The organism is Muriicola sp. SD30 (assembly GCF_041205185.1).
Lineage (GTDB): Bacteria > Bacteroidota > Bacteroidia > Flavobacteriales > Flavobacteriaceae > Muriicola.
In genome coordinates this window covers 198,744-211,244 of record NZ_JBGEWB010000003.1, presented here as the reverse complement: position 1 = coordinate 211,244, position 12,501 = coordinate 198,744, and the positions used below count along the sequence as shown (strand labels likewise).

Here is a 12,501-nt window from a genome sequence, read left to right as displayed (position 1 = left end):
CTGCAACTTTAAGCCTTTGCGGAGGCAAGGTATCATTTTGTTATTATTTTGTCCCAAGGTTTAACACGTCTTTCATACTAAATACACCCTGTTTTCCCTGAATCCATTCTGCAGCCACCACTGCTCCCAGGGCAAACCCCTCACGATTATAGGCCTTGTGCTTAATGCTAATCTCATCCACGGCGCCAGAATAGGTTACGATATGCGTGCCGGGAACTTCTCCCTCGCGATGCGAATGAACTACGACGGTATCCTCCCCTTTGCCATCGAGTTCCCACTTCTTGTAATCTGTGGCTTCTATAATCCCTTCAGCCAATGTAATCGCAGTGCCACTCGGAGCGTCCAGCTTGTGGATATGATGCGTTTCATCGATGGAGACCTTATAATTTTCTGAATTGGCAATTAAACCAGCCAGGAACGTATTCAGTTCAAAGAAAATATTGACTCCAAGACTGAAATTGGAGGAATAGAGAAATGCGCCTTTTTTTTCCCTACAATATTCTTCTACTTCCTTATATCGGTTAAGCCAGCCCGTTGTTCCAGAGATGACAGGAACTCCATTTGCCAGGCATCCTCTGATATTATCAACTGCAGATTCAGGGACGCTAAAATCTATGGCTACGTCGATGTCGCCGTAGTTTATAGTTGCAGTCTCCAGATCAACCCGGGCCACAATCTTATGCCCCCGTTTCATGCTGATCTGCTCAATCATTTTACCCATTTTTCCGTAACCCAGCAATGCAATATTCACAAGCTAAAATTTTATGGTTAAGGCTAGTCCGTAATTAGGGTCTGAGGTAATAGGATGGTATTCCAGATAGGGCTTGATATCCAGGCTGAGATCATCATCGACATTAAATTGCTGCAAATGTGCATCTACATTGGCATCAATGATATTAAAGGCATAGAGTCCGATCGTAATAAGCAAGGCGAGATCCCTGTCCCTCTGATATCGTTCCTGTGCATCCTGCAGTGCTTCATCGGAAAGGTCCGGACTTCCGGGTACGATCCCACTGTTATTTACATCATAAAATTCATCATCTGTAAATCCTGCCCGCCTTCGTTTAAAGGCCGATCTGAACCGGTCGTACAAATCATCATTGTAGAGATAGGCGTAAACACCGGTTCCCAGGGCCCCATAAACAATTGGTACTTTCCAGTAGCGACGGTTGTAGATCTGTCCCAGTCCGGGTAAAATAGCCGAATAAAAGGCTGCTCGGCTGGGAGCAAGAGGATTTACATCCTTCTTTTCTATCTTCCCGTCAACAACGATGCCTTTTTCCTTTAAATCAGTTCGCAGGGAATCGGTATCCGTTTTTTTCTCCTGGGCACTGATCGCAGAAAAAATGCAGAAGAGGATAAGAAAAAAAAAAGACCGACTACTCACCAGTAATGAGTTTAATGATTCTGTTTAAGTCTTCTTTAGAATTAAATGAAAGTGTCATTTTACCCTTCTGATTATCCTGGGTATTCAGGGAGACATCTGTTTCTAGGTAGTGCGACAACGCAATTTCACTATTTAGGATAAAGAGGGATTTATCCGATTTTGAACCAGCGGATTTTTTAGGAGATGCACCCTTGTTGTGATATTGCCTCACCAGTTCTTCCGTCTGACGCACAGACAATCCATTTTCAATGATCTGTTCGTAAATGTCGAGCTGATCGGTTCTTTTGTCAATATTCACCAAAGCCCGGCCATGGCCCATGGAGATAAATCCATCTCTCATTCCGGTCTGGATAATTGGGTCTAAACGCAGTAAACGTAAATAATTCGTAATGGTTGATCGTTTTTTCCCTACCCGATCACTGAGTTTTTCCTGAGTGAGTTCAATCTCTTCGATCAATCGCTGATAGGAGAGTGCAATCTCAATGGGGTCGAGGTCTTCCCGCTGGATATTTTCAACGAGCGCCATTTCCAGGGATTCCTGGTCATTCGCAATCCGGATATAGGACGGGATAGTCTCCAGTCCGACGAGTTTTGATGCCCGATATCGCCTTTCTCCCGATACCAGTTGGTACTTATTAAAATCCAGTTTCCGTACGGTAATTGGCTGGATCACCCCAAGTTCCCTGATCGAGGATGCGAGTTCCTGAAGGGCCTCATCATTAAAGTTAGACCTTGGCTGGAAGGGATTGACTTCTATTGCATCGAGTTCCAGCTCAACAATATTGCCTACTACCTTATCCGCGTTTTTATCTGTAACCGAATTGATGTCGTTTTCAGGATCTTTTAAGAGCGCAGATAAACCACGGCCAAGGGCTTGTTTTTTTGTCGCTTTTGCCATCACACAGTCTCCTTATTCTTTTTGAGTAGCTCGTTTGCCATATTGAGGTAATTGGCGGCTCCTTTGCTACTTGCGTCGTATTTGATAATGCTTTCCCCGTAACTTGGCGCTTCCCCAAGCCTTACATTTCTCTGGATAATAGTGTCGAATACCATTTCGGAGAAGTGTTTTTTAACTTCTTCCACTACCTGGTTAGACAGCCGCAGCCGTGCATCATACATGGTCAGCAGCATTCCTTCGATATCGAGGTCAGGATTGTGGATACGCTGTACACTTTTTATGGTATTCAGCAGTTTTCCGAGGCCTTCGAGGGCAAAATATTCACATTGAATCGGGATGATCACCGAATCAGCCGCTGTAAGGGCATTAAGCGTGAGTAATCCCAGGGAAGGAGCACAGTCGATTAGAATATAGTCGTACTCTTCTTTTAAATCCCTTATGGCCTTTTTCATCATGTATTCCCTGTCATCTTTGTCTACCAGCTCTATTTCGATCGCTACCAGGTCGATATGCGAAGGGATCAGGTCTACATTGGGGGAAGAAGTCTTTACTATGGTATCTTTTGCGGCCCGGGTATGCTCCAGCACCTGATAAGTACCAAGTTCCACTGAATCTACGTCTATTCCCAATCCGGAGGTTGCATTCGCCTGCGGATCTGCGTCGATAAGAAGTACCTTTTTCTCCAAAACACCCAGAGAGGCAGCCAGGTTAACGGTGGTAGTGGTTTTCCCAACCCCACCCTTTTGGTTTGCAATCGCAATAATTTTGCCCATCATCATAGTAAGTTAGGGGTTAAAAATACGATTATTTGGTTAGCCAGAAAATGTATTTTGTTAACAGAAAGTGAATAACTTAGGGCTAAGCAATCGCAATAATTGTTACAGTTCGGGCCTGATCCGGAATGATTATTTTGCAGAATCCAAAAGTATTTCCAGAATCTGAATGGCAGCTTCGCTGATTATTGTTCCGGGACCATAGACGGCCACGGCTCCGGCATTAAAAAGGAAGTCGTAATCCTGTTTGGGAATAACTCCACCCACAATGACCATGATATCATCTCTGCCGTATTCCTTGAGGGCTTCAAGGACCTGGGGAACAAGTGTTTTATGTCCACCTGCCAAAGATGATACGCCAAGGATGTGCACATCATTTTCTACTGCCTGTTTAGCCGCTTCTGCCGGTGTTTGAAACAGCGGACCAATATCTACGTCAAAGCCAAGATCGGCGTAGCCGGTGGCAACGACTTTTGCACCCCGATCGTGTCCGTCCTGCCCCATTTTTGCGATCATGATCCTGGGTCTGCGGCCGTCGTACTCGGCAAATTCGTCTGCCAGATTGCGCGCCTTCTTAAAGCTCTTATCATCTTTTATTTCCTTGGAATACACCCCTGAAAATGTTTGTATTTTTGCGTTGTAGCGGTTATAAATTTTCTCAAGGGCCTCACTGATCTCTCCTAAAGTTGCCCTTTTCCTTGCTGCATCTACCGCTAAATCTAGCAAATTATCCGCAGTTTCAGTTCCTTCCTGCTTCTTCTTTGCAGCAGCCGTAAGCCGATTGAGGGCAGAAACAACTTCTTTCTTATCCCGTTTGCTTTTTAGCTGCTCCAATCTGTTTATTTGCTGCCGGCGTACCTCGGCATTATCCACTTCAAGAATCTGCAGCATTTCCTCTTCTTCGAGCCTGTACTTATTTACCCCAACTATGACATCTTGTCCGCTGTCAATCCTCGCCTGCTTCTTAGCCGCGGCTTCTTCTATTCTCAACTTGGGGATGCCCTCTTCTATGGCCTTTGTCATCCCACCCAGGGATTCGACTTCCTCTATAAGTTTCCACGCTTTTTTTGCCAGTGCATCCGTAAGGTATTCCACATAGTAGGACCCCGCCCAGGGATCAACGGTTTTGGTGATTTTAGTTTCTTCCTGGAGATAGATTTGGGTGTTTCTTGCAATCCTTGCTGAAAAATCAGTTGGCAGGGCTATAGCCTCATCCAGTGCATTGGTATGCAGACTTTGAGTACCTCCAAAAGCGGCCGCAGCGGCTTCAATGGTCGTCCGGGCGACGTTGTTAAAAGGGTCTTGTTCAGTAAGACTCCAGCCACTAGTCTGGCAATGGGTTCTGAGGGCCAGGGATTTAGGGTTTTTCGGGTTGAATTGCTTAACCAACTTCGCCCAGAGTACCCGTCCTGCCCGCATTTTGGCTATTTCCATAAAGTGGTTCATCCCTATTGCCCAGAAAAATGAAAGTCTGGGAGCGAAGGCATCGATGTCGAGCCCCGCCTTTAATCCGGTTCTGATGTATTCAAGACCATCTGCCAGGGTATAGGCCAACTCTATATCGGCTGTAGCTCCGGCTTCCTGCATGTGATATCCTGAAATGCTGATGCTGTTAAAACGGGGCATAAACCTGCTCGTATACTCAAAGATATCGGCGATGATCTGCATGGATGGTGCAGGGGGATAGATATACGTATTACGTACCATAAACTCTTTGAGAATATCATTCTGAATGGTCCCTGCGAGTTTTTCCGGGGATACGCCCTGTTCTTCGGCAGCCACGATATAAAAGGCCATAATAGGCAGAACGGCCCCGTTCATAGTCATTGAGACCGACATCTCGTCGAGGGGAATGCCCTCAAAGAGAATCTTCATATCCTCTACAGAGTCTATGGCGACTCCAGCCTTACCCACATCACCCTGAACTCTTTCGTGATCACTGTCATATCCTCTGTGTGTAGGGAGGTCAAAGGCAACCGAAAGTCCCTTTTGTCCTGCCTCAAGGTTCCTTCTGTAAAAGGCATTGCTCTCTTCGGCGGTGGAAAACCCGGCATATTGTCTTATGGTCCAGGGTCTTTGTACATACATGGTAGGATAAGGGCCTCTTAAATACGGCGGAATACCAGCGACATAGTTGAGATGCTGAAGCGAAGAAATATCCTTTGGTCGGAAACTGCCTTGAACTTCAATCCCCTCAGCAAATTTTGTTGATTTGCTACTGTCCTGAAGTTCAGGGTTCTCGTAAATTAATTGCAAATCCTTAAAATCTTTTCTACTCATCTTGCAGTCTCTTTTTTTCCAGGCTTTCCGAAAGCCTCTTTTCCAATACAGGTTCAATCAGGGTTTTTTTCTGAGTGTACTTCATAAAAGGCGAAACTTCCAATTTGTCATTCATGGTATCTCCTGGATTTTGATAGCCATTAGATCCCACTAAGATCTCAGCTCCCTGATCGAAGCGTTCCTGCTCCCGGCTTGCCTGTTCTTTGATCTTTCGCTGAATAGTATGCTCTTTTAAGGCGTGGAGTAGACCTCCGGAGGCTTCCAGTTCTTTAAAGAGAGACAGGGCTTTCTTCGCCATCTGATGGGTTAACGACTCAATGTAATACGCCCCGTCTGCCGGGTTAGAAACAGCTCCGAGATAACTTTCGTTTTTAAGGATCAACAACTGATTCCGGGCGATGCGTTCACCGAACTCATTTTCTTTCTGATAAAGAGAGTCATAAGGTAAGTTGCATACGGTATCTGCCCCTCCGTTTACAGCTGCCATACATTCCATGGTCGTCCGCAAAAGATTGGAATTGTACTCGTAAATTGTTTTATTTCTCTTACTGGGTTGTGCAATGATATGGCTATGCTCCGGTACGCCGTACTCCCTGGCAAGTGTTTTCCATAATTGCCTGAGTGCCCTTAATTTGGCGATTTCGAAAAAGTAATTTGAATTGAGAGCAACTTTAAAAACCGGCACAGGGTAAGAGGAACCTAAGCTTCCCGTACTTAAAAGATGAAGGTATTCATGGGCCTGGCCAAGCATATAAGCCAATTGTTGAACTCGGTTGGCCCCTGCATTCTGATAAAGACCTCCATCAATAGAAATGGTTCCAATTCCTTCCAGTTTCCGGTTTAATCGTTGCCAGGAATCCAGATCTTCCTTCATGGATTTCTGCCAATTTCCGCTCCGGGTAAATTGCCCGATCACATCAAAATGTACAAATACAGAAGACTTATCACTTAATAGTTTCAGGGATTCAACCAAAGACTCCGGGTTAAATCCGAGCTCCAGATGTACGGGGGTTTTATCCGTTTCGATCGACTTTAATAAAGTTTGAAGGTCACAATCAGGGGAGCTAAGCTTAAAAATTATACTCTCTGCTCCTTTTTCTAAGGTTCTGAGCGCATTTGAATTGGCACTTTTGGAATCTATGACAGAAAGTATCTGCCCCACTTTCCATTCTGCTTCGGGAGCTATACCATTAAGAAGAAGCTGGTCCAGGTCCTCAGAACTATAAAAAGGTTTAACCTTGATATGATCCGGACTATCCCATACCAGGCTGTCATTGTAATCTTTCCCTTTCAGGCCATACTGGATATGTTGTTTCCAGGCTTTTGACGAAGCCGGCGGGAAATTATAAAAATCACTCTTTATGCTCATCTTCCTTATTTTTAAGACTATCCTCATATTCAATGAGGTAAATCTCTTCTTCTTTCTTTTTTAAATAATACTTTTCCCTGGCAAACTTCTCCAGTTCGTCCGGATCTGAAAGTTTTTCAAGAGTTTTCCTGTCCTTTTCTATCTCGTTCTTTAAAAATTCTTTCTGTTTTTCAAGAGTATTTATCTGTTTCTTTAATTCGTGATGGATCAGAAGCGAATTTGTATCAAAGAAAACCATCCATATCACGAATGCCGTCAGCACCACTACATAGAGGTTGGTGGCGATGGCAAACCATTTTTTCTCTCTCAGTTTTTTTAATCCCATTTGAACTAATTCAGCTTATCTGTTATGATCGTCCTTACAATATCGACGGCAACGGTATTGTACTTGTTGTTGGGGATGATGATGTCTGCGTATTCCTTGGTGGGTTCAATAAACTGATCGTGCATCGGCTTTAATGTATTTTGGTAGCGACTCAGCACTTCCTCCAGGTCCCTTCCTCTCTCATGAATATCCCGTTTCAACCTCCTGATGAGACGTTCATCCGAATCGGCATGGACATAAATTTTTATGTCGAACATGTCTCTGATTTGCGGGTGGGTGAGGATCAGTATTCCTTCAACGATCATTACTTTCCTGGGATGGGTTATAATAACATCTTTGGTTCTGTTGTGTTTAGGGAAAGAGTAAACAGGCTGATTAATTGGCTTGCCCTTTCGCAGTATTTCCAGATGCTTTCCCAACAGATCAAAATCTATGGCCCGGGGATGATCAAAATTGATCTTTGCTCTTTCTTCATAGGACAGGTGAGAAAGGTCATTGTAATAAGAATCCTGGGAGATCACACCCACTTCTTCTTCAGGAATTTCATTGATGATCTGATTGACTACAGTGGTTTTACCACATCCAGTACCTCCTGCGATCCCTATGATGAGCATTTTTGTGTTGTTTTGTTCAAAAATACGGATTTGGATGTATACTTTATCCTCTCTTCAAAATCAATTTGTCCGGCATAATTACAAAGGGTAGAATTGTGAAAACATGATCTCTGTCATATATTATAAAATGGGCAGGAATTACTTTTACACTCAGGTAAAATCGTGGAAAAATCACCTCTGAAGATAGCTGCAGAAATAATATTTTCCACGCTTTTATTTTTTGCATATATTTCCTTTCTGACAACTGTGAATTCAACCTTTAATTATGGCTCATAACTACGAGGTCTCAGTAAATGAGACATATAAATTCTCTCTCGCTAAAACAGATGTGGAAGAGATGGATATACTTCAGACCGACCCATCAAAATATCACATTTTAAAGAATAACCAGCCTTTTAATGCAGAGGTAGTCGCAAAAGACTTTCATAATAAAATCTACAAGGTCAAAGTTAAGAGTGAAGTCTATGAAGTTGCCATATCCGATGAATTGGACCAGCAGATTTCCAGTATGGGCTTCTCTGTGGGATCTACTAAAAATATTTCGGAGATATTAGCACCAATGCCCGGACTTATCCTCGAAATTAGGGTAAAAGAGGGGGAAACGGTAGCTGAAGATTCACCATTACTTATACTGGAAGCAATGAAAATGGAAAATGTCCTCACATCTCCAAGAGAAGGAGTGATAAAAAATATTTCAGTGAAGGTGGGGGAGACAGTCGATAAGAAACAATTACTCATTTCATACGCCTGAAAAAATAAAGTTCATGAAAAAAATACTGGTAGCCAACAGGGGCGAGATAGCCATCAGGGTCATGAAGACGGCCCGACAGATGGGGATCAAAACCGTCGCAGTTTATTCCACAGTCGACCGGAATGCACCACACGTCACCTTTGCAGATGAAGCTGTGTGCATTGGCGAAGCACCATCCAAGGAATCCTATCTCAACGGCAAGCGTATCATTGAAGAGGCTAAACGACTGGGAGTTGACGCCATACATCCCGGATATGGATTCTTAAGTGAAAATGCCGATTTCGCAGAGGCCGTAACAAATAGCGGTCTCATTTTTATTGGTCCCGGACCAAAAGCTATCCAGACGATGGGAAGCAAGCTCGCAGCAAAGGAAGCAGTCAAAAGCTATCAGATACCAATGGTTCCGGGTATTGACGAAGCCATATCTGAGGTAAAAAAGGCGAAAGTTATCGCTAAGGAAATCGGTTATCCCATTTTAATAAAAGCTTCAGCAGGGGGCGGGGGGAAAGGAATGCGTATTGTTGAGAAAGACAAAGATCTGGAATCTCAAATGGAACGCGCTATTTCAGAAGCCACATCGGCCTTTGGTGATGGTTCGGTCTTTATTGAGAAATATGTCAATTCTCCCAGGCATATTGAAATTCAGGTCATGGCCGATACCCATGGAAATATTCTGTATTTTTTTGAACGGGAGTGCAGTATCCAACGACGACATCAGAAGGTGGTAGAGGAGGCTCCCTCTGCTATACTAAGCCCTGAACTGAGGGAAGAAATGGGAATTGCAGCTACCAAGGTGGCACGGTCATGCGACTATGTAGGAGCAGGAACAGTGGAATTTCTGATGGATGCCGACCATAATTTCTACTTTCTAGAAATGAATACCCGATTGCAGGTGGAGCATCCTGTAACCGAACTTATCACCGGGGTTGATCTTGTTGAATTACAGATCAGAGTAGCCCGGGGGGAGGAATTGCCTATGAAACAGGAAGACCTCTCAATAAAAGGACATGCACTTGAACTCAGAGTATATGCCGAAGATCCCCTGAACAATTTTTTACCCAGTGTTGGAACACTCCACAGGTATCGCCTGCCCGTTGGGGAAGGGGTAAGGGTCGACAATGGATTTAAAGAAGGAATGGAGATTCCCATCTACTACGATCCCATGCTTTCCAAACTGATCACATATGGAAAGAGCAGGGAGGAGGCTATCCAACGGATGATTAAGGCTATTGAGGAATACGAGGTGGAAGGCGTGCAGACGACTTTGCCTTTCGGACTATTTGTATGCGAGCATGAAGCATTTCGTTCCGGGAATTTCGACACCCACTTCGTTAAGAATCACTATTCACCTGAAATATTAAAGAATAAAGCTGAGGAAGAAGCAGAAATCGCTGCCAACATAGCATTAAAGCAATATCTGCTAGATCAAAAACTCCTGAGAACCCCAACCGTATAAACAATGAGTGATAATTATAAGAAATTAAATGACCGGATCGAACAGGCCAAACTTGGAGGGGGCCTAAAACGGATTGAAAAACAGCATCAGAAGAAAAAGTTAACCGCCCGTGAGCGAATCAGTTTTCTTCTGGATGAGGGATCTTTCGAGGAAATGGGCATATTAGTTACCCATCGAACAACCGATTTCGGAATGGATAAGGAAATCTATTTTGGCGATGGTGTGGTGACAGGTTACGGCACCATCTACGGCAGGCTGGTCTATGTATATGCTCAGGATTTTACGGTTTTCGGAGGTGCTTTATCTGAAACTCACGCTGAGAAAATATGTAAAATAATGGATCTGGCTATGAATGTAGGTGCCCCCGTAATTGGGCTGAACGATTCAGGTGGAGCACGGATACAGGAAGGGGTAAGATCTCTGGGAGGGTATGCAGATATATTTTATCGCAATGTGAAAGCATCAGGTGTTATCCCTCAGCTTTCAGCAATAATGGGTCCCTGTGCCGGTGGAGCCGTATATTCACCGGCGATTACCGACTTTACCCTGATGGTGGAAGAGACGAGCTATATGTTTGTCACCGGCCCAAATGTGGTTAAAACAGTGACCAATGAAGAAGTGACAGCGGAAGAACTCGGTGGAGCCAGTGCTCACGCTTTTAAATCTGGTGTCGCCCATAAGACCTCTTCCAATGATGTGGAATGCCTTGAAGATGTAAAGCATCTACTGAGCTATCTTCCTCAGAGTCATAAAGAAAAAGCCAGAGACCTGCCTTTCGAATTAAAAGATGAAATGCGGGACATTCTGGAAGGACTCATTCCGGATAATCCGAACAAACCTTATGATATGCATGATGTCATAAAAGGAATTATTGACGAAGACAGTTTTTACGAAATACATAAAGATTTTGCTGAGAATATAATTGTAGGGTTTGCCCGCCTTGCCGGAAAGAGTATAGGCATTGTTGCAAATCAGCCAATGTTTCTGGCAGGAGTACTCGATGTGAACAGTTCCAGAAAAGCGGCCAGATTTACCCGTTTTTGCGATAGTTTTAATATTCCGCTGCTGGTCCTCGTAGATGTGCCCGGCTTTCTTCCCGGTACAGACCAGGAATGGAATGGGATTATAGTACACGGAGCGAAACTGCTATATGCCCTGAGCGAAGCCACGGTACCTAAGGTAACCGTTATTACCCGTAAAGCCTATGGGGGTGCCTATGACGTGATGAATTCCAAGCATATAGGAGCCGATTTCAATTACGCCTGGCCCTCTGCTGAGATTGCAGTAATGGGAGCTAAAGGTGCCAGTGAAATTATCTTCCGAAGGGAAATCAAGGCTTCAGATGATCCCGAAAAAAAACTCGCAGAAAGGGAAGCCGAGTATGCTGAGAAATTTGCCAATCCCTTCAGGGCAGCCAGCCGAGGGTTTATCGATGAGGTGATACCCCCGAGAGAAACCAGGAGAAAGCTTATCAAAACCTATAGTATGCTGGAGAAAAAAGAGGTATCTATGCCACCTAAAAAACACGGTAATATACCTTTGTAAAATACCTGTATTGACATATAGTATTTACGCAGGTAAATAAAGAATTCCTGAAGAGGAATCACGGCTCGCTCCGGTTACGGAATGCAAAACATTGATCTCCTGTTCAAGCCTGAGTACCCCCATAAAAGCAAAAACCAGAGCTTCTTTAAATTCGATTAGTTGGTCTGATGGAATCTGAATGGTCACATCCTTCCCTAATTTTTCCTGCAATGCCTCTATTAAAAATGAATTAAAACCTCCACCTCCTGTGATCAAGAGGGATTTATCCCCTCCGGTCGGAATTTTGTCTATCGCCCCGGCGATTTGCTCAGCAATGTGGTGCACACAGGTATACAAAAGTGACTCCATAGGTTCTTTTACGCCATCGACAATGGGCGCAACCTCTTTTGAAAACCATTCATATCCTGTTGATTTGGGAAAAGGTTGAGCGTAATATCTAAGGCTATTAAGCGATTCTAGCAATGAGGGTATCAACTTACCCTTACGGGCGAGCATTCCCCCTTTGTCATAGGCCAGTCCTTCTTTAGCGGTAATATGGTTGAGCAACATATTGGCCACCCCTATATCATAAGCGATTCTTTCCTCATCCTGGGCAAAGGATATATTGCAGATACCCCCCAGGTTCAGGCAAAAATCGTAAGAGCCGAAAAGGAAGTGATCTCCTATTGGAACCAGGGGGGCACCTTGTCCCCCAAGTGCCACATCATTGGTCCTGAAATCGCATATGGTCTTCATTCCACTTACATTGGCTAAATGCTGTCCTGAACCTACCTGAAAAGTAAGTCCCTTTTCAGGCTGGTGATGAACCGTATGTCCATGACTGGAAAGAAAATCGACTTCCAGGTTTTCTTCCTCTGCAAATCGTTTGGCTTGTTCGCCCAGCCAGATACCATACTCATTGTGAAGGCTCAGCAATTGTTCTGCCGACAGATTGATGGCTTCTTTTAATCTGGTCTGTCTTTTTTTATCATAGGGGATACTCCTGGTTTTTACTATCTCAAATTCCCATCGCGTTAAGGGTTTCCTGATATGGCAATAGGCCAGATCAAGTGCATCCAGGGAAGTCCCCGACATGATTCCTATTACTTTGTAAGTTTTCATTC

12 protein-coding genes are annotated in these 12,501 nt (G+C 44.1%); 3 read left to right on the top strand and 9 right to left on the bottom strand.

The window, feature by feature from the left end:
* Positions 1 to 43: 43 nt before the first annotated feature.
* From dapB to udk, 8 genes are all read right to left on the bottom strand, one after another.
* The gene (gene dapB, locus AB8P51_RS09890; protein WP_369748667.1) at positions 44 to 751 is read right to left on the bottom strand and encodes a 4-hydroxy-tetrahydrodipicolinate reductase; all 708 of its coding nucleotides are present in this window, start codon (positions 749 to 751) and stop codon (positions 44 to 46) included.
* A 3-nt stretch (positions 752 to 754) separates the two neighbouring features.
* A complete protein-coding gene (locus AB8P51_RS09885; RefSeq protein WP_369749152.1) occupies positions 755 to 1,390 on the bottom strand; it encodes a DUF5683 domain-containing protein in 636 nt (211 codons plus the stop codon).
* Positions 1,380 to 2,285, bottom strand: a complete 906-nt coding sequence (locus AB8P51_RS09880; protein ID WP_369748666.1) for a ParB/RepB/Spo0J family partition protein — start codon at positions 2,283 to 2,285, stop codon at positions 1,380 to 1,382. Before AB8P51_RS09880 ends, AB8P51_RS09885 begins: the two co-directional genes overlap by 11 nt.
* Positions 2,285 to 3,058 carry a ParA family protein gene (locus AB8P51_RS09875; protein ID WP_369749151.1) on the bottom strand — a complete coding sequence of 258 codons (774 nt, stop codon included), beginning with the start codon at positions 3,056 to 3,058 and terminating at the stop codon, positions 2,285 to 2,287. The genes AB8P51_RS09880 and AB8P51_RS09875 overlap by 1 nt, the downstream gene beginning before the upstream one ends.
* A 132-nt stretch (positions 3,059 to 3,190) precedes the next feature.
* Positions 3,191 to 5,338: a methylmalonyl-CoA mutase gene (gene scpA / locus AB8P51_RS09870; RefSeq protein ID WP_369748665.1), complete on the bottom strand. Its 2,148-nt coding sequence runs from the start codon at positions 5,336 to 5,338 to the stop codon at positions 3,191 to 3,193.
* On the bottom strand, positions 5,331 to 6,707 hold the full coding sequence (locus AB8P51_RS09865) for a methylmalonyl-CoA mutase subunit beta (protein WP_369748664.1): 1,377 nt from the start codon (positions 6,705 to 6,707) through the stop codon (positions 5,331 to 5,333). The genes scpA and AB8P51_RS09865 overlap by 8 nt, the downstream gene beginning before the upstream one ends.
* Positions 6,691 to 7,032, bottom strand: coding sequence for a septum formation initiator family protein (locus AB8P51_RS09860; RefSeq protein ID WP_369748663.1), 342 nt, complete (start codon positions 7,030 to 7,032; stop codon positions 6,691 to 6,693). Before AB8P51_RS09860 ends, AB8P51_RS09865 begins: the two co-directional genes overlap by 17 nt.
* Before the next feature lie 5 nt (positions 7,033 to 7,037).
* Positions 7,038 to 7,646, bottom strand: a complete 609-nt coding sequence (udk, locus tag AB8P51_RS09855) for a uridine kinase (RefSeq protein WP_369748662.1) — start codon at positions 7,644 to 7,646, stop codon at positions 7,038 to 7,040.
* 265 nt (positions 7,647 to 7,911) lie between these two features.
* On the opposite strand from udk, the gene AB8P51_RS09850 reads away from it, so the two are divergent.
* From AB8P51_RS09850 to AB8P51_RS09840, 3 genes are read left to right on the top strand one after another with little or no spacing between them, the layout of a single operon-like run.
* The gene (locus AB8P51_RS09850; RefSeq protein ID WP_369748661.1) at positions 7,912 to 8,397 is read left to right on the top strand and encodes a biotin/lipoyl-containing protein; all 486 of its coding nucleotides are present in this window, start codon (positions 7,912 to 7,914) and stop codon (positions 8,395 to 8,397) included.
* Between the two features lie 13 nt (positions 8,398 to 8,410).
* Positions 8,411 to 9,853, top strand: a complete 1,443-nt coding sequence (gene accC, locus AB8P51_RS09845) for an acetyl-CoA carboxylase biotin carboxylase subunit (protein WP_369748660.1) — start codon at positions 8,411 to 8,413, stop codon at positions 9,851 to 9,853.
* Between the two features lie 3 nt (positions 9,854 to 9,856).
* Positions 9,857 to 11,398 carry an acyl-CoA carboxylase subunit beta gene (locus tag AB8P51_RS09840; RefSeq protein ID WP_369748659.1) on the top strand — a complete coding sequence of 514 codons (1,542 nt, stop codon included), beginning with the start codon at positions 9,857 to 9,859 and terminating at the stop codon, positions 11,396 to 11,398.
* Between the two features lie 24 nt (positions 11,399 to 11,422).
* Here the strand turns inward: AB8P51_RS09840 and AB8P51_RS09835 are convergent, their stop codons facing one another.
* A complete protein-coding gene (locus AB8P51_RS09835; protein WP_369748658.1) occupies positions 11,423 to 12,499 on the bottom strand; it encodes an anhydro-N-acetylmuramic acid kinase in 1,077 nt (358 codons plus the stop codon).
* Positions 12,500 to 12,501 lie beyond the last annotated feature (2 nt).